Genomic DNA, 16,417 nt, shown 5'->3' on the forward strand with positions numbered 1-16,417 from the left:
TACCCTGTAGGAGCGAGCTTGCTCGCGAAGAACCCAAGTGCGCCGCGTTTATCCAGATTTCCCGCGTTATCGTTGACGACCTTCGCGAGCAAGCTCGCTCCTACAGTGGGTTTGTGGTGTTTTGGGGGCATAAAAAAAGCACCCCGAAGGGTGCTTTTTTGTGGCGGCTCGCTTAGCGCTTCAGCGAGGCCGGCAGGTGCGGCTGGATCGCCGTCAGCACGGCCTTGAAGCACTTGGTGTTGCCGGCAACGATATGGCCTTTCTCAAGGAAATCGTGACCGCCGGTGAAGTCGCTCACCAAGCCGCCGGCTTCCTGGATCAGCAGGGCGCCTGCGGCCATGTCCCACTCGGACAGGCCCGACTCCCAGAACGCATCGAAACGGCCGGCAGCCACATAGGCCAGGTCCAGGCTTGCCGAACCGGCGCGGCGGATGCCGGCGGTCTGGCCCACCAGGGCGCGGAACATTCCCAGGTAGTTGTCGAGGTTGTCCATCTGGTCGTCACGGAACGGGAAGCCGGTGCCCAGCAGGGCGCCGTCCAGGCTGGTGCGGCCGCTGACGCGCAGGCGACGACCGTTCAGTTGGGCGCCGCGACCACGGCTGGCGGTGAATTCTTCCTGGCGAACCGGGTCCAGGACCACTGCGTGCTCCAGGCGACCGCGGTATTTGCAGGCGATGCTGACAGCGAAGTGAGGAATGCCGCGCAGGAAGTTGGTGGTGCCGTCCAGCGGATCGATGATCCACAGGTATTCTTCGCCTTCGATCCCGTTGCCGGCGTGCATACCGGTTTCTTCACCCATGATCGAGTGGTTCGGGTAGGCCTTGCGCAGCGCGTCGATGATTTTCTGTTCAGCGGCGCGATCGACCTCGGACACGTAGTCCTTGGCGTCTTTTTCGTCGACCTTGATGGTATCCAGGCGCTCGATGGAGCGGAAGATCAATTCACTGGCGCTGCGGGCGGCGCGCAGCGCGATATTCAGCATGGGCTGCATGGATGTGTCACCTAAGGTTGTTAAAGAAAGCCGGGCATTCTATCAGAAAGTTTCTACAGGTGAAGGACAGTGTGCGCTTTCATAGCTTAACGGTAGGAGGAACTGTAAGATTTGCTCCCCTTTGATGTGTTCGAGAGTGCCTCCCTTGCTGCAAAACATTCGTGTCGTCCTGGTCAATACCAGCCACCCCGGCAATATCGGCGGGGCTGCGCGTGCCATGAAGAACATGGGCCTGTCGCGGCTGGTGCTGGTCGAACCGCGGTTGTTCCCGCACCACGAGGCCGATGTTCGCGCCTCCGGCGCCGGGGACGTCCTTGAAAACGCGCAAGTCGTCGCCACCTTGGAAGAGGCCCTGGTCGGCTGCACGCTGGTACTGGGCACCAGCGCCCGCGATCGGCGGATCCCCTGGCCATTACTCGATCCGCGCGAATGCGGGGCGAGGGTGGTGGAAGAAGCCGCGCAGGGTACCGAGATTGCCCTGGTGTTCGGTCGTGAAGATTCCGGCCTGACAAATGACGAGCTGCAGCGATGTCATTATCACGTGCACATCCCTTCGGACCCCGGTTTCAGTTCGCTGAACCTGGGGGCGGCGGTGCAGGTGTTGAGCTATGAAGTGCGCATGTCCTGGCTCGCGGCCCAAGGCCAGCCGAGCAAGGTCGAGAAGGATGAAGTGGCGTCCACCAAGAGTGGCGAGCTGGCGACCATGGATGAGCTGGAGCGATTCTATGAGCACCTGGAGCAGACCCTGGTGGCCATCGAATTCCTCGATCCGGAAAAACCGCGGCACTTGATGGCGCGCCTGCGGCGCCTGTACGGACGCAGCTCGGTCAGTCGGGCGGAAATGAATATATTGCGTGGCATCCTCACGGAAACCCAGAAAGCGGCCCGTGGCGAGCTTCTAAAGCGGAAGGATTAATGATGTTCGAGCGTTTGCGTGAAGATATCCAGAGCGTTTTCCACCGAGACCCGGCGGCACGTAATGCATTTGAAGTGCTGACCTGTTACCCCGGGATGCACGCGATCTGGATCCATCGGCTGTCGGCGGCCCTGTGGCGCGTCGAGCTGAAATGGCTGGCGCGGCTGGTGTCGAACTTCGGTCGCTGGCTGACCGGGATCGAGATTCATCCGGGGGCCAAGGTCGGTCGGCGTTTCTTTATCGATCACGGCATGGGCATCGTCATCGGTGAAACGGCCGAGATCGGCGACGACGTCACCCTTTATCAAGGTGTCACGCTCGGCGGCACCAGCTGGAATAAAGGCAAGCGTCACCCGACCCTGGAAGACGGTGTGGTGGTCGGCGCCGGGGCCAAGGTGCTCGGCCCGTTCACGGTGGGGGCGGGGGCCAAGGTCGGTTCCAATGCCGTGGTGACCAAGGCGGTGCCTGCCGGGGCGACCGTCGTCGGCATTCCGGGGCGGATCATCGTCAAGCCCGATGAAGAGCAGGACGCCAAGCGCAAGGCCATGGCCGAGAAGATTGGCTTCGATGCCTATGGTGTCGGCGAAGACATGCCGGACCCGGTGGCGCGCGCCATCAATCAGTTGCTCGATCATCTGCAGGCAGTGGATGGCCGTCTGGAAGGGATGTGCGGGGCGTTGAAGGATCTGGGCAGTAATTACTGCGCCAAGGATCTGCCTGAGCTGCGCGAGGAAGATTTCGCGTGTGTGAAGGATAAGGATCAGAGCCAGGCCAGCTAGACCGCGCCGACCCCTTCGCGAGCAAGTCCGCTCCCACAGTTGACCGAGTTGTCTCACAGTTGACCGAGTTGTCTCACAGTTGACCGAGTTGTCCAGGCGGGCGCGGTTCAATGTGGGGGCGGGCTTGCTCGCGAAGAACGATAACGCGGTGCTACTGGCTGTACGCCGCCAGCCTTTGCTATGATGCTGCCGCTCTTTTGCGGGTAAACCTGAGTAAAATGCTAGGTCTTATAGTTGACTTAAATACTCGGGAATTGCATACTCGCCCCATTCTGAACTCCGTGGTAATTGTCCATGCGACTGACTACAAAAGGCCGATACGCCGTGACCGCCATGCTTGACCTGGCGTTGCACGCGCAGCACGGGCCGGTGTCCCTGGCCGATATCTCCGAGCGCCAAGGCATCTCCCTGTCCTACCTCGAACAGCTGTTCGCCAAGCTGCGTCGCAGCAATCTGGTGTCCAGCGTCCGCGGTCCGGGCGGCGGCTACCAGCTGTCGCGCGACATGCAGGGCATCCAGGTCGCCCAGGTGATCGATGCGGTGAACGAATCGGTCGATGCCACCAAGTGCCAGGGCCAGGGCGATTGCCATCACGGCGATACCTGCCTGACCCACCATTTGTGGTGCGACCTGAGTCTGCAGATTCACGAGTTTCTGAGCGGTATCAGCTTGGCTGACCTTGTCACTCGCCGTGAGGTACAAGAAGTAGCCCAGCGTCAGGATCAGCGCCGTTGCAACAGCAAGGTGCCACGCCTGGACAAGATTGAAGCGTCCGCCGTCGAATGACAGCCAAAGAGCTAGCGGAACGCCAGCCAGCCTGATTTAGGAGATAGTCCATGAAATTGCCGATTTACCTTGATTACTCTGCGACCACCCCGGTTGATCCGCGTGTCGCGCAAAAGATGAGTGAATGCCTGCTGGTCGACGGAAACTTCGGTAACCCGGCGTCCCGTTCCCACGTGTTCGGCTGGAAAGCTGAAGAATCCGTCGAAAACGCTCGTCGCCAGGTCGCTGACCTGGTCAATGCCGACCCGCGTGAAATCGTCTGGACTTCCGGTGCCACCGAATCCGACAACCTGGCAATCAAGGGTGCGGCGCATTTCTACGCCACCAAAGGCAAGCACCTGATCACCACCAAGATCGAGCACAAGGCTGTCCTGGACACCATGCGCCAACTGGAGCGTGAAGGCTTCGAAGTGACCTACCTCGAGCCTCGCACCGACGGCCTGGTTACGCCTGAAATGATCGAGGCTGCGCTGCGCGACGACACCATCCTGGTTTCGGTCATGCACGTGAACAACGAAATCGGCACCATCAACGACATCGAAGCGATCGGCGAACTGTGCCGCTCCAAGGGCATCCTGTTCCACGTCGACGCCGCTCAGTCCACCGGCAAGGTCGAGATCGACCTGCAGAAGCTGAAAGTCGACATGATGTCTTTCTCCGCCCACAAGACCTACGGTCCTAAAGGCATCGGCGCGCTCTACGTCAGTCGCAAGCCGCGTGTTCGCATCGAAGCGACCATGCATGGCGGCGGTCACGAACGTGGCATGCGTTCCGGCACCCTGGCGACCCACCAGATCGTCGGCATGGGCGAAGCCTTCCGTGTAGCCAAGGAAGACATGGCTGCCGAGAACGTGCGGATCAAAGCCTTGAGCGACCGCTTCTTCAAGCAGGTCGAAGACCTGGAAGAGCTGTACGTCAACGGCAGCATGACCGCCCGCGTACCGCACAACCTGAACCTGAGTTTCAACTACGTTGAAGGCGAGTCGCTGATCATGGCGCTCAAGGACCTGGCGGTTTCGTCCGGTTCGGCCTGCACCTCGGCTTCCCTTGAGCCTTCGTACGTACTGCGCGCCCTGGGCCGCAACGACGAACTGGCACACAGCTCGATTCGTTTCACCTTCGGCCGTTTCACCACCGAAGAAGAAATCGACTACGCCGCGCAGAAAGTCTGCGAGGCCGTTACCAAGCTGCGCACCCTGTCGCCGCTGTGGGACATGTACAAAGACGGTGTCGACATTTCGAAAATCGAGTGGGCGGCACACTGATTTCAAGTCGCCGCAAAACAGCCCTGCCAACCTTCGGGAGCAGGGTTTCAAGAGCGACTCTCTGATGAGTGAGGATTAAGAATCATGGCTTACAGCGAAAAGGTCATCGACCACTACGAAAACCCGCGCAACGTCGGCAAGATGGACGCGGAAGATCCTGATGTCGGCACCGGCATGGTCGGCGCTCCGGCGTGCGGCGACGTGATGCGCCTGCAAATCAAGGTCAACGAAGCCGGCATCATCGAAGATGCCAAGTTCAAGACCTATGGTTGCGGTTCGGCGATCGCCTCCAGCTCCCTGGCGACCGAGTGGATGAAAGGCAAGACTCTGGATGAAGCAGAGACCATCAAGAACACTCAGCTGGCTGAAGAACTGGCCTTGCCGCCAGTGAAAATTCACTGCTCCGTACTTGCCGAAGACGCCATCAAGGCGGCCGTTCGCGACTACAAGCAGAAGAAAGGCTTGATCTGACTTTCAGGTTTTGGCGACGAGTAAGGAGTCACCGATGGCTATCAGCATGACAGAAGCGGCAGCTCAACACGTGCGACGCTCCCTCAACGGGCGCGGCAAAGGTGAAGGGATACGTCTGGGTGTTCGCACCACAGGCTGTTCCGGCCTTGCCTACGTGCTGGAGTTCGTCGACGAGGTGGTTGCAGAGGATCAGGTGTTCGAAAGTCACGGCGAGAAAGTGATCATCGACCCTAAAAGCCTGGCCTACCTGGACGGCACTGAGCTCGATTTCGTCAAGGAAGGGTTGAACGAAGGCTTCAAGTTCAACAACCCCAACGTGCGCGGTGAATGTGGCTGCGGCGAAAGCTTCAATATCTGAGGCTTCTTGTGGGTACTCCTTGTCATTTCGCTTTATTTGAGCTGCAACCGAGTTTCAACCTGGACCTCGATCAGCTGGCCACGCGCTACCGTGAGTTGGCGCGCGGTGTTCATCCGGACCGCTTTGCCGACGCTTCCGAGCGTGAGCAGCGGCTGGCGCTAGAGCAATCCGCGAGCCTCAACGAGGCCTACCAGACGCTCAAGAGCCCCCCCAAACGCGCGCGATACCTGCTCGCGTTGAACGGTGGCGAGCTGCCGCTGGAGGTCACGGTGCATGATCCGGAGTTTCTTCTGCAGCAGATGGAGTTGCGCGAAGAGCTCGAAGACCTGCAAGACAGCGCCGACATGGCCGGTATTGCAGCGTTCAAGCGTCGCCTGAAAACCGCTCAGGATGAACTGAACCAAAGCTTCGCAGCCTGTTGGAATGATGCAGTGCAACGTGAGCAGGCCGAACGCCTGATGCGGCGCATGCAGTTCCTCGACAAGCTCACCTACGAAGTGCGCCAGCTGGAAGAGCGCCTCGACGATTAACCCAGTGCCGCTCCGGTCGCACGCCTGATATACAGATAAGTCCTGATAACGATGGCCCTACTGCAGATCGCCGAACCCGGCCAAAGTCCTCAACCGCACCAGCGTCGCCTGGCTGTGGGGATCGACTTGGGCACTACCAATTCGCTGGTCGCTGCATTGCGCAGTGGTCTTTCCGAGCCTCTGGCCGACGCAGATGGGCGGGTCATCCTGCCGTCTGCCGTGCGCTACCACGCTGATCGCGTCGAAGTGGGCGAGTCGGCAAAGCTGGCTGCCGCCACCGATCCCTTGAATACCGTGCTGTCGGTCAAGCGCTTGATGGGTCGTGGTCTGTCCGACGTCAAGCAGCTGGGCGACCAGTTGCCGTACCGCTTTGTCGGCGGCGAGTCGCACATGCCGTTCATCGACACCGTGCAAGGCCCGAAAAGCCCGGTCGAAGTCTCCGCCGATATCCTCAAGGTGCTGCGTCAGCGCGCCGAGGCGGCGCTGGGTGGCGAACTGGTCGGCGCGGTGATCACCGTCCCGGCCTATTTCGACGATGCCCAGCGTCAAGCCACCAAGGACGCGGCCAAGCTGGCCGGCCTGAACGTGCTGCGCCTGCTCAACGAGCCGACCGCCGCCGCCGTGGCTTATGGCCTGGACCAGCATGCCGAAGGCCTGGTGGCGATTTATGACTTGGGCGGCGGCACCTTCGATATTTCCATCCTGCGCCTGACCGGCGGTGTTTTCGAAGTCCTGGCTACCGGTGGCGACAGCGCCCTGGGCGGCGATGATTTCGACCACGCGATCGCTCGCTGGATCATCGAGGGCGCTGGCCTGTCGGATGACCTGGACCCGGGCGTGCAGCGCAATCTGTTGCAAACCGCCTGTGCGGCCAAGGAAGCCCTGACTAACGCCTCGTCCGTTGAAGTGACGTATGGCGACTGGCAAGCCGAATTGACCCGCGAGGCCTTCAATGCGCTGATCGAGCCGATGGTTGCTCGCAGCCTGAAGGCCTGCCGTCGCGCCGTGCGCGATTCCGGTATCGAACTGGAAGAAGTGCATGCGGTGGTCATGGTCGGCGGCTCGACCCGCGTACCTCGCGTTCGCGATGCAGTCGCTGAAGCCTTCGGTCGCCAACCGCTGACCGAAATCGATCCGGATCAAGTGGTGGCCATTGGCGCCGCGATCCAGGCCGATACCCTCGCCGGCAACAAGCGTGATGGCGGCGAATTGCTGCTGCTTGACGTGATCCCGTTGTCCCTGGGGCTGGAAACCATGGGCGGCCTGATGGAGAAGGTGATTCCGCGCAACACCACCATCCCCGTCGCCCGCGCCCAGGACTTCACCACTTACAAAGACGGCCAGTCGGCCATGGCGATCCACGTGTTGCAGGGCGAGCGCGAGCTGATCAGCGACTGTCGCTCCCTGGCGCGCTTCGAATTGCGCGGCATTCCGGCGATGGTCGCCGGTGCGGCGAAGATTCGCGTGACCTTCCAGGTCGATGCCGACGGTCTGCTCAGCGTGTCTGCCCGTGAACTGGGTTCGGGTGTCGAGGCCAGCATTCAGGTCAAGCCGTCCTACGGCCTGACCGATGGCGAAATTGCCAAGATGCTCAAGGATTCGTTCCAGCACGCCAACGACGACAAGGTCGCCCGTGTGCTGCGTGAGCAGCAGGTCGATGCCCAGCGCCTGATCGAAGCGGTGCAGGCTGCCCTCGATGTCGACGGCGACCGTCTGCTCGACGCCGAAGAGCGCATGGTCATCGAGTTGCAGATGCAGGAACTGACCGAACTGATGAAGGGCACCGATGGTCACGCCATCGAGCAGCAGACCAAGCGTCTGTCGCAAGTGACCGATGCTTTTGCCGCCCGCCGTATGGATTTGACGGTGAAAGCCGCTCTATCGGGGCGCAATCTGAATGAAATCGAGGATATCTGATGCCGCAGGTCATTTTTCTGCCACACGAGAAGTTTTGCCCTGAGGGCATGGTTGTGGAGGCCGAGACCGGTACGTCCATCCTCGAACTGGCCCACGAACACCATATCGAGATGGAAAGCGCCTGTGGCGGCGTCTGCGCCTGCACCACCTGCCACTGCATCATCCGCGAGGGTTTCGACTCGCTGGAAGAGGCCGATGAGCTGGAAGAAGACTTTCTTGATCGGGCCTGGGGTCTGGAGCCGCAATCGCGTCTAGGCTGTCAGGCGATCGTCGGGACTGAAGACCTGACCGTTGAAATTCCGAAATATTCGCTCAACCATGCGGCCGAAGCGCCGCACTGATTCAAGGAACCGACATGAGTCTGAAATGGGTTGATGTGCTGGAAATCGCGATCCAGCTGGCTGAATCCAGGCCGGAAGTGGACCCGCGTTACGTGAACTTCGTCGATCTGCACAAATGGGTGCTGGCATTGCCGGAGTTCAGCGATGATCCGACCCGCGGTGGCGAGAAGGTGCTTGAAGCCATTCAGGCCGCCTGGATCGAAGAAGCAGATTGATTCTGCACCGTATGCAGTTAGGCAATACCCAAGAACCCGCGTATAATTCGCGGGTTTAATTTTTCACAAATTACCGTTTCTGGAGTTACACCATGGCTGTTCAACGTACTTTCTCCATCATCAAGCCTGACGCAGTTGCTAAAAACGTTATCGGCGAGATCACCACTCGTTTCGAAAAAGCAGGCCTGCGCGTTGTAGCTTCGAAACTGAAGCAACTGTCCAAAGCCGAAGCCGAAGGCTTCTACGCTGAGCACAAAGAGCGCGGTTTCTTCGGCGACCTGGTTGCGTTCATGATCTCCGGTCCGGTTGTCGTTCAGGTTCTGGAAGGCGAAAACGCTATCGCTCTGAACCGTGAGCTGATGGGCGCTACCAACCCTAAAGAAGCAGCTGCCGGCACCATCCGTGCTGACTTCGCTGAATCGATCGACGCCAACGCTGTACACGGTTCGGACTCCGAAGCCGCTGCTGCTCGCGAAATCTCGTACTTCTTCGCAGCTACTGAAGTAACCACTCGCTAAGCATTGGCTTGAGAGTGAAGGTGAATCCATGACTACATCGACTGTAAAAACCAACCTGCTGGGTCTGACTCAACAGGAAATGGAAAAATTCTTCGACTCGATCGGGGAGAAGCGTTTCCGTGCCGGTCAGGTAATGAAATGGATTCACCACCTTGGCGTCGATGATTTCGACGCCATGACGAACGTCAGCAAGGCCTTGCGCGACAAGCTCAAGGTCATTGCCGAAGTTCGCGGCCCCGAAGTCGTCAGCGAGGACATCTCCACCGACGGCACCCGTAAGTGGGTGGTGCGCGTGGCGTCCGGCAGCTGCGTCGAGACCGTGTACATTCCCCAGGGCAAACGCGGTACGTTGTGCGTTTCGTCCCAGGCAGGCTGTGCCCTGGATTGCAGTTTCTGCTCCACCGGCAAGCAAGGCTTCAACAGCAACCTCACCGCCGCCGAAGTCATCGGGCAGGTGTGGATTGCAAATAAATCGTTCGGCAGCATCCCGGCGACCGCCGACCGTGCCATCACCAACGTGGTGATGATGGGCATGGGTGAGCCGCTGCTGAACTTCGACAACGTCGTGGCCGCCATGCACCTGATGATGGACGACCTGGGCTACGGGATCTCCAAGCGCCGCGTGACCCTGTCCACGTCGGGCGTGGTGCCGATGATCGATGAGCTGTCCAAGCACATCGACGTGTCCCTGGCGTTGTCCCTGCACGCACCGAATGACGCATTGCGTAACCAGTTGGTGCCGATCAACAAGAAGTATCCGCTGAAGATGCTGCTCGAGTCGTGCCAGCGCTACATGTCGTCCCTGGGCGAAAAGCGCGTGCTGACCATCGAGTACACCTTGCTCAAGGACATCAACGACAAGGTCGAGCACGCGGTCGAAATGATCGAGCTGCTCAAGAACATCCCGTGCAAGATCAACCTGATTCCGTTCAACCCGTTCCCGCATTCCGGTTACGAGCGTCCGAGCAATAACGCGATTCGTCGTTTCCAGGATCAGCTTCATCATGCCGGCTTCAATGTCACCGTGCGCACCACCCGCGGCGAAGACATCGATGCCGCGTGTGGCCAATTGGTAGGGCAGGTGCTGGATCGCACCCGTCGTAGCGAACGTTATATCGCCGTGCGCGAGTTGAGCGCCGAAAACGATATTGCACAGAACGCTGCGAACAATAATTAAGAGAGGATCTCTATGTCCCTGCGCTTGGCGCTGCTGTTGCTGGTGGCCAGTCTGTGTACTGGTTGTGTCCTGTCGGGCGATTTCAACCCGATGAAGACCAGCAAGGGCCGCGATGAAGCGCGGGTCGCCTACGTGCAATTGGGGCTCGGCTACCTGCAACAGGGCATGACCGAGCGCGCCAAGGTGCCATTGAAGAAGGCATTGGAACTGGACAGCTCGGACCCCGACGCCAACGCGGCGCTGGGGCTGGTGTTCCAGGCCGAGATGGAGCCGGAACTGGCCGACCAGCATTTTCGCAAGGCGCTGTCTGGCCGTGCCGACGATGCGCGAATCCTCAACAACTACGGCAGTTTTCTTTTCGAACAGAAACGTTACAAAGAGGCTTACGAACGCTTCGAGCAGGCCGCCGCCGATACCCTGTATCCTGAGCGTTCGCGAGTCTTCGAGAACCTGGGCATGACCGCTTCCAAGCTGGGGCAGCGTGACCTGGCCCAGCAACAACTGGAAAAAGCCCTGCGCTTGAATCGTCAACAGCCACGTGCCTTGCTGGAAATGGCTGAGTTGTCTTACGAAGACAGGCATTATGTGCCCGCGCGTGAGTATTACGACCGTTTCAGCCAGCTCACCGAGCAAAATGCACGTAGTCTGTTGCTCGGCGTCCGGCTGGCGAAAGTGTTCGAAGATCGCGACAAGGCTGCCAGTTTTGGCCTGCAACTAAAACGACTCTATCCCGGTACGCCGGAATATCAGCAATACCTGTCGGAGCAATGATGAAAGCGGCGCATCCCGAAGTTGTAGCAGCGAATCGCGTTAATCCCGGTGAGACATTGCGCCAGGCTCGCGAAAGCAATGGCTGGTCGCTGGCCGAAGTGGCCCTCAAGCTCAACCTCACCGTCAATTCCCTGGGCAATCTGGAAGCCGGCGCGTTCGACAAGCTGCCGGGGCATACCTTCGCCCGCGGTTACATCCGCGCCTACGCCAAATTGCTGGGCATGGATCAAACCGTGCTGGTGCAACAGTTCGACCATTCCACCGGCACCGATTCCCAGGGCAGCGCCGTCCACAGCCTGGGTCGTATCGAAGAGCCGGTTCGGGTGTCCCACACCATTTTGCGGATTGTCAGCCTGCTGTTGCTGATCGCGGTGATCGGTGGCGGATTCATCTGGTGGCAGGACCAGACGTCCTCGCGCACCAAGGAGCCGGTCACGCTGAGCCCGGAACACGTGGAAGTCGAAGGCGCCGACGGCACGACCCAGATTCACCCGCTGGACGAGCCGGAAGACCAGGCCGTCGCGCAGGGCCAGGCTGAAGGCGCCACCGCGCTCGCCTTGCCCCAGGCCGAGACGTCGGCTGACACCTCGATCGCCCCTGAAGCCAGCGCACCCGCTGCCCAGGCGCCTGCTGCACCGGTTGTCGCGACGCCGGCAACGCCGGCGCCGGCTGTTCCCGCGGTACCGGCACCGGTGGTGACCGCTCCGGTGGCGCCGACCGTTCCAGCGCCCGCCGCGGCGCCTCCGGTGGCCGGCCAGGGCCAGGTTCAACTGCGTTACACCGCCGATTGCTGGACGCAAGTCACCGACGGTACCGGCAAGGTGCTGTTGAGTGGTCTCAAGCGCAAAGGCGAAAACGTTTCCGTCAGTGGCAAGCCGCCGTTCACCGTGCGCCTGGGCTTTGCCCGCGGCGCGCAGGTCAGTTACAACGGGCAGGTGGTCGATGCCGCTCCGTTCACCAGTGGCGAGACTGCTCGCCTGAAGTTGGGTCAATAAGTCATGCACGGCGAATCTCCAATCAAACGTCGCGAATCCCGCAAGATCTGGGTCGGTAACGTGCCTGTGGGCGGCGATGCACCTATCGCTGTGCAGAGCATGACCAACAGCGACACCAATGACGTGGCCGCCACCGTGGCCCAGATCAACCGCCTGGAAGCCGCCGGCGTCGATATCGTGCGGATTTCCGTACCGGATATGGATGCCGCCGAAGCGTTCGGCAAGATCAAGCAGCTGGTCAAGGTGCCCCTGGTGGCCGACATCCACTTCGACTACAAGATCGCTTTGCGCGTCGCCGAACTGGGCGTTGATTGCCTGCGGATCAACCCGGGCAACATCGGTCGCGAAGACCGGGTGCGCGCCGTGGTCGATGCTGCCCGTGATCGCGGGATTCCGATCCGCATCGGCGTCAACGCCGGTTCCCTGGAAAAAGACCTGCAAAAGAAATACGGCGAGCCGACCCCGGCCGCACTGGTCGAGTCCGCCTTGCGCCACGTCGAGCACCTCGAGCGCCTGAACTTCAAGGACTTCAAGGTCAGCGTGAAGGCGTCCGACGTGTTCATGGCCGTGGCTGCCTACCGCTTGCTGGCCAAGGAAATCGTCCAGCCGCTGCACCTGGGCATCACCGAAGCCGGTGGTTTGCGTTCAGGCACGGTGAAATCCGCCGTGGGGCTCGGTATGCTGCTTGCCGAAGGGATTGGCGATACTATCCGCATCTCGTTGGCGGCCGACCCGGTCGAGGAAGTGAAAGTCGGCTACGACATTCTCAAATCCCTGCACCTGCGTTCCCGTGGCATCAACTTCATCGCCTGCCCGAGCTGCTCGCGGCAGAACTTCGATGTGGTCAAGACCATGAACGAGCTGGAAGGGCGCCTCGAAGACCTGCTGGTGCCGCTGGATGTCGCGGTCATCGGTTGCGTGGTCAACGGGCCGGGCGAAGCCAAGGAAGCCCATATCGGCTTGACCGGCGGCACGCCGAACCTGATCTACATCGACGGCAAGCCGTCGCAGAAATTGACGAATGACAATCTGGTGGATGAGCTTGAACGCTTGATCCGCCAGAAAGCGGCCGAAAAGGTCGAAGCCGACGCTGCCGTTATCGCGCGTGGCTAAGCCCGACTGAAGCGCCGAACGAATTTAAGGATTTAAAGTGAGCAAGTCCCTGCAAGCCATCCGTGGCATGAACGATATCCTGCCCGAACAGACTCCCCTGTGGCGTCATTTCGAGGGCACCGTCGCGCGTCTGCTGGATAACTACGGTTACAAGCAGATCCGCATGCCGATCGTCGAGTTCACCGAGCTGTTCAAACGCTCCATCGGTGAAGTGACCGACATCGTCGAAAAAGAGATGTACACCTTCGACGACCGCAACGGCGACTCCCTGACCCTGCGTCCCGAAGGCACGGCGGCCTGTGTGCGCGCGGTGCTCGAACATGGCATCACCGGCGGCGGCCAGGTGCAGAAACTCTGGTACGTCGGCCCGATGTTCCGCCACGAACGTCCGCAGAAAGGCCGTTATCGCCAGTTCCACCAGATCGGCCTGGAGGTGTTCAACCTCGAGGGTCCGGACATCGACGCCGAGCTGATCGTGCTGACCTGGCGTCTGTGGGGCGAGCTGGGCATCCGTGATGCGGTCAAGCTCGAACTCAACAGCCTGGGCACCAGCGAATCCCGCGGCCGTTATCGCGAAGCGCTGGTCGCGTTCCTGTCCGAGCACCTGGACAAGCTGGACGAAGACAGCCAGCGCCGCTTGAAGACCAACCCGTTGCGGGTGCTGGACACCAAGAACGCCGATACCCAGGCGATCCTGGCCGACGCGCCGAAAATGGCCGACTACCTCGACGATGAATCCCGCCTGCACTTCGAGGGCCTCAAGGCGCGCCTCGATGCGGTCGGCATTCCCTACGTGATCAACCCGAAGCTGGTGCGCGGGCTGGATTACTACAGCAAGACCGTTTTCGAATGGGTCACCGACAAGCTGGGCGCCCAGGGCACCGTGTGTGCCGGTGGTCGCTACGACGGCCTGGTCGAGCAGATGGGCGGCAAGCCGACCCCGGGCGTCGGTTTCGCCATGGGCATCGAGCGCCTGGTGCTGATGCTCGAAACCCTGGAGCAGATCCCGGAAGAGATTTCCCGTCAGGTCGATGTTTATCTGTGCGCGTTCGGCGAAGCAGCCGAACTGGCCGGTCTGGCTCTGGCGGAGCGGGTGCGCGACCAATTGCCCAACCTGCGCCTGCAGGTCAATGCCGGCGCCGGCAGTTTCAAAAGCCAGTTCAAGAAAGCCGACAAGAGCGGTGCACTCTATGCGCTGATCCTCGGCGACGACGAAATGGCCCGGCAAGTGGTAGGTTTCAAACCCCTGCGTGGCCAGGGCGAACAACAAAGCATTGCCTGGGATGCGCTTGCTGCACACCTGGCCACCTGCATCGTGCAGGGTTGAAGCTGTCAAACAGCCGATTTAGCGATTAAGGAGTATTGGGGTGTCGAGTACCGAAGACGAACAGCTGGCGGATTTGAAGGACTGGTGGACACGCAACGGCAAGCCCCTGGTTACTGGTGGCCTCCTGGCGCTGGTCATCGTGTTCGGCTGGCAGGCCTGGCAGAAATATCAGAGCAATCAGTCGCAAGGCGCCTCGATTCTCTACCAGCAGTTGCTGGAAACCACACTGACGCCAAGCGGCAAGCCCGATGCCGCCCGTGTTTCGGACCTGGCCGGCAAGCTCAACAGTGAGTTCGGCGGCAGCGCCTACGCGCAGTACGGCAGCCTGTTCGTGGCGAAAGTCGCGGTCGACAGCGGCAAGCTGGATGACGCTGCCAGCGAGCTGAAAGCCATCGTCGCCAAACCGGCCAACCCTGCGCTGGGCGAAATCGCCCGTCAGCGCATGGCGCAGGTGCTGGCTGCGCAGGACAAGGCCGATGAAGCCCTGAAACTGCTCGAAGGCGATGCCGATACCGCGTTCCTGGCCACTCGCGAGGAACTCAAGGGCGACCTGCTGGTGCAGTTGGGTCGTACCGATGAAGCAAACGCGGCGTATCAAAAAGCCAAGGCGGCACTGTCGGATGAAGCGGCGGTAGGCGGCCTACAAATCAAGCTGGACGACCTGGCCAAAGGGGATGCGTGACGTGATTCGTTGGAAACATGCAGCATTGCTGGCTCTGGCCGTACTGGCCGCGGGTTGCAGCAGCAACAGCAAGAAAGAACTGCCACCGGCCGAATTGACCGATTTCAAGGAAGAGGTGGTTCTGCAAAAGCAGTGGAGTCGTTCGATCGGTGACGGTCAGGGCGAAACCTACAACATGCTGGTTCCAGCGATCGATGGCGATACCATCTATGCTGCCGACGTCACCGGTGAGGTGATGGCGCTGGATCGCAACAATGGCGACGTCAAATGGGAGAAGGATCTGGACCTGCCTGTTTCCGGCGCCGTTGGCGTGGCTTACGGGTTGCTCACGATCGGTACGCTCAAGGGTGAAATCGTTGCCCTGGACGCCAGCAGCGGCGAAGAGAAATGGCGCGCACGCGTGTCCAGTGAAGTGCTCGCGCCGCCAGCCAACAACGGCGACGTGGTGGTGGTCCAGACTCAGGACGACCGCCTGATCGGCCTGGATGCCGCTACCGGCACCCAGCGCTGGTTATATGACAGCACGCCAGCGGTCCTGACCCTGCGCGGCACCAGTGCACCGATCGTCACCAACCGCCTCGCGGTGGCTGGCCTGTCGACTGGTAAAGTGGTCGCTCTGGATATTTCCAACGGCGTGCCGGTGTGGGAACAGCGTGTAGCAATTCCACAAGGGCGTTCGGAACTGGAGCGTGTGGTCGATATCGACGGTGGCCTGCTGTTGTCCGGCAGTACGCTGTATGTCGCCAGCTACCAGGGTCGCGTTGCGGCACTGGACCTGGATAGCGGTCGTCAGCTCTGGCAGCGTGATGCTTCCAGCTATGCCGGTGTCGCCCAGGGTTTTGGCAGCGTCTACGTGAGCCTGTCTTCGGGTACCGTTGAAGGCATCGACGAACGTTCCACCACAGCCTTGTGGAGCAACGATTCGCTGGCTCGCCGTCAACTGTCGGCGCCAGAGGTGTTCTCCAGCTACGTGGCAGTCGGTGACCTGGAAGGTTACCTGCACCTGCTGAGTCAGGTGGACGGTCGTTTCGTCGGCCGCGAACGCATCGACAGCGACGGCCTGCGCGCCCGTCCGCTGGTGGTGGGTGACATGATTTATGTGTATGGCAACAGCGGCAAACTGGAAGCCCTGTCCATTAAGTAACAACTATGCTTGGGGTTTAACCCCCAAGCGGCTTCACTTGTGGGTATTAATGTGGGAGCGAGCTTGCTCGCGAAGGACGTCAACGATTACGTTTGCATCCTGGATGAACGCGGTGCCTATG

The 16,417-nt window shown here is 60.5% G+C and carries 19 protein-coding genes; 18 read left to right on the top strand and 1 reads right to left on the bottom strand.

What is annotated here, in order from left to right:
• Window positions 1–172: 172 nt before the first annotated feature.
• Window positions 173–991: a type III secretion system regulator SuhB gene (suhB, locus tag J2W17_RS07095; RefSeq protein WP_064679568.1), complete on the bottom strand. Its 819-nt coding sequence runs from the start codon at window positions 989–991 to the stop codon at window positions 173–175.
• Window positions 992–1,136: 145 nt separating this feature from the next.
• On the opposite strand from suhB, the gene trmJ reads away from it, so the two are divergent.
• From trmJ to bamB, 18 genes are all read left to right on the top strand, one after another.
• The gene (gene trmJ / locus J2W17_RS07100) at window positions 1,137–1,907 is read left to right on the top strand and encodes a tRNA (cytosine(32)/uridine(32)-2'-O)-methyltransferase TrmJ (RefSeq protein WP_307331395.1); all 771 of its coding nucleotides are present in this window, start codon (window positions 1,137–1,139) and stop codon (window positions 1,905–1,907) included.
• A gap of 2 nt (window positions 1,908–1,909) precedes the next feature.
• Complete coding sequence (gene cysE, locus J2W17_RS07105; protein WP_307331398.1) at window positions 1,910–2,686, top strand: serine O-acetyltransferase; 777 nt, start codon at window positions 1,910–1,912, stop codon at window positions 2,684–2,686.
• 294 nt (window positions 2,687–2,980) lie between these two features.
• Window positions 2,981–3,472 (top strand): Fe-S cluster assembly transcriptional regulator IscR, encoded by a 492-nt coding sequence (gene iscR / locus J2W17_RS07110; protein WP_064679565.1) that lies wholly within the window; start codon window positions 2,981–2,983, stop codon window positions 3,470–3,472.
• Between the two features lie 50 nt (window positions 3,473–3,522).
• On the top strand, window positions 3,523–4,737 hold the full coding sequence (locus J2W17_RS07115; RefSeq protein ID WP_028620149.1) for an IscS subfamily cysteine desulfurase: 1,215 nt from the start codon (window positions 3,523–3,525) through the stop codon (window positions 4,735–4,737).
• A gap of 84 nt (window positions 4,738–4,821) precedes the next feature.
• On the top strand, window positions 4,822–5,208 hold the full coding sequence (gene iscU, locus J2W17_RS07120; protein WP_028620148.1) for a Fe-S cluster assembly scaffold IscU: 387 nt from the start codon (window positions 4,822–4,824) through the stop codon (window positions 5,206–5,208).
• Window positions 5,209–5,242: 34 nt separating this feature from the next.
• Window positions 5,243–5,566: an iron-sulfur cluster assembly protein IscA gene (gene iscA / locus J2W17_RS07125; protein WP_007903589.1), complete on the top strand. Its 324-nt coding sequence runs from the start codon at window positions 5,243–5,245 to the stop codon at window positions 5,564–5,566.
• An 8-nt stretch (window positions 5,567–5,574) separates the two neighbouring features.
• Window positions 5,575–6,096 carry a co-chaperone HscB gene (gene hscB / locus J2W17_RS07130; RefSeq protein ID WP_307331413.1) on the top strand — a complete coding sequence of 174 codons (522 nt, stop codon included), beginning with the start codon at window positions 5,575–5,577 and terminating at the stop codon, window positions 6,094–6,096.
• Between the two features lie 51 nt (window positions 6,097–6,147).
• Window positions 6,148–8,013, top strand: coding sequence for a Fe-S protein assembly chaperone HscA (hscA, locus tag J2W17_RS07135; RefSeq protein ID WP_307331418.1), 1,866 nt, complete (start codon window positions 6,148–6,150; stop codon window positions 8,011–8,013).
• Entirely contained in the window at window positions 8,013–8,354 is a 342-nt protein-coding gene (fdx, locus tag J2W17_RS07140; protein WP_307331420.1) for an ISC system 2Fe-2S type ferredoxin, read from the top strand. Before hscA ends, fdx begins: the two co-directional genes overlap by 1 nt.
• Window positions 8,355–8,368: 14 nt before the next feature.
• Window positions 8,369–8,569 (top strand): Fe-S cluster assembly protein IscX, encoded by a 201-nt coding sequence (iscX, locus tag J2W17_RS07145; protein ID WP_047538086.1) that lies wholly within the window; start codon window positions 8,369–8,371, stop codon window positions 8,567–8,569.
• 92 nt (window positions 8,570–8,661) lie between these two features.
• Entirely contained in the window at window positions 8,662–9,087 is a 426-nt protein-coding gene (ndk, locus tag J2W17_RS07150; protein ID WP_007964426.1) for a nucleoside-diphosphate kinase, read from the top strand.
• A gap of 28 nt (window positions 9,088–9,115) precedes the next feature.
• Window positions 9,116–10,264 carry a 23S rRNA (adenine(2503)-C(2))-methyltransferase RlmN gene (rlmN, locus tag J2W17_RS07155; RefSeq protein WP_046054692.1) on the top strand — a complete coding sequence of 383 codons (1,149 nt, stop codon included), beginning with the start codon at window positions 9,116–9,118 and terminating at the stop codon, window positions 10,262–10,264.
• Between the two features lie 12 nt (window positions 10,265–10,276).
• On the top strand, window positions 10,277–11,035 hold the full coding sequence (gene pilW, locus J2W17_RS07160; protein ID WP_307331431.1) for a type IV pilus biogenesis/stability protein PilW: 759 nt from the start codon (window positions 10,277–10,279) through the stop codon (window positions 11,033–11,035).
• Complete coding sequence (locus J2W17_RS07165; RefSeq protein WP_307331434.1) at window positions 11,035–12,030, top strand: RodZ domain-containing protein; 996 nt, start codon at window positions 11,035–11,037, stop codon at window positions 12,028–12,030. Before pilW ends, J2W17_RS07165 begins: the two co-directional genes overlap by 1 nt.
• 3 nt (window positions 12,031–12,033) lie before the next feature.
• Window positions 12,034–13,143, top strand: coding sequence for a flavodoxin-dependent (E)-4-hydroxy-3-methylbut-2-enyl-diphosphate synthase (gene ispG, locus J2W17_RS07170; protein ID WP_149418278.1), 1,110 nt, complete (start codon window positions 12,034–12,036; stop codon window positions 13,141–13,143).
• A gap of 37 nt (window positions 13,144–13,180) precedes the next feature.
• Window positions 13,181–14,470 (top strand): histidine--tRNA ligase, encoded by a 1,290-nt coding sequence (hisS, locus tag J2W17_RS07175; protein ID WP_307331439.1) that lies wholly within the window; start codon window positions 13,181–13,183, stop codon window positions 14,468–14,470.
• Window positions 14,471–14,510: 40 nt separating this feature from the next.
• Window positions 14,511–15,152 (top strand): tetratricopeptide repeat protein, encoded by a 642-nt coding sequence (locus tag J2W17_RS07180; protein WP_307331442.1) that lies wholly within the window; start codon window positions 14,511–14,513, stop codon window positions 15,150–15,152.
• Window positions 15,145–16,296, top strand: coding sequence for an outer membrane protein assembly factor BamB (gene bamB, locus J2W17_RS07185; protein ID WP_307331445.1), 1,152 nt, complete (start codon window positions 15,145–15,147; stop codon window positions 16,294–16,296). The genes J2W17_RS07180 and bamB overlap by 8 nt, the downstream gene beginning before the upstream one ends.
• The last annotated feature ends 121 nt before the right edge of the window (window positions 16,297–16,417 follow it).

It is taken from the genome of Pseudomonas lini, assembly GCF_030812475.1.
GTDB lineage: Bacteria > Pseudomonadota > Gammaproteobacteria > Pseudomonadales > Pseudomonadaceae > Aquipseudomonas > Aquipseudomonas lini_A.

Bases quoted from the DNA above. Each gene is read 5' to 3' on its own strand.
- suhB (WP_064679568.1), bottom strand. From the start codon at position 991: ATGCAGCCCATGCTGAATATCGCGCTGCGCGCCGCCCGCAGCGCCAGT.
- hscA (WP_307331418.1), top strand. From the start codon at position 6,148: ATGGCCCTACTGCAGATCGCCGAACCCGGCCAAAGTCCTCAACCGCAC.
- J2W17_RS07165 (WP_307331434.1), top strand. From the start codon at position 11,035: ATGAAAGCGGCGCATCCCGAAGTTGTAGCAGCGAATCGCGTTAATCCC.
- pilW (WP_307331431.1), top strand. From the start codon at position 10,277: ATGTCCCTGCGCTTGGCGCTGCTGTTGCTGGTGGCCAGTCTGTGTACT.
- iscX (WP_047538086.1), top strand. From the start codon at position 8,369: ATGAGTCTGAAATGGGTTGATGTGCTGGAAATCGCGATCCAGCTGGCT.
- J2W17_RS07115 (WP_028620149.1), top strand. From the start codon at position 3,523: ATGAAATTGCCGATTTACCTTGATTACTCTGCGACCACCCCGGTTGAT.
- iscR (WP_064679565.1), top strand. From the start codon at position 2,981: ATGCGACTGACTACAAAAGGCCGATACGCCGTGACCGCCATGCTTGAC.
- rlmN (WP_046054692.1), top strand. From the start codon at position 9,116: ATGACTACATCGACTGTAAAAACCAACCTGCTGGGTCTGACTCAACAG.
- cysE (WP_307331398.1), top strand. From the start codon at position 1,910: ATGTTCGAGCGTTTGCGTGAAGATATCCAGAGCGTTTTCCACCGAGAC.
- ispG (WP_149418278.1), top strand. From the start codon at position 12,034: ATGCACGGCGAATCTCCAATCAAACGTCGCGAATCCCGCAAGATCTGG.
- ndk (WP_007964426.1), top strand. From the start codon at position 8,662: ATGGCTGTTCAACGTACTTTCTCCATCATCAAGCCTGACGCAGTTGCT.
- bamB (WP_307331445.1), top strand. From the start codon at position 15,145: ATGCGTGACGTGATTCGTTGGAAACATGCAGCATTGCTGGCTCTGGCC.
- fdx (WP_307331420.1), top strand. From the start codon at position 8,013: ATGCCGCAGGTCATTTTTCTGCCACACGAGAAGTTTTGCCCTGAGGGC.
- iscU (WP_028620148.1), top strand. From the start codon at position 4,822: ATGGCTTACAGCGAAAAGGTCATCGACCACTACGAAAACCCGCGCAAC.
- iscA (WP_007903589.1), top strand. From the start codon at position 5,243: ATGGCTATCAGCATGACAGAAGCGGCAGCTCAACACGTGCGACGCTCC.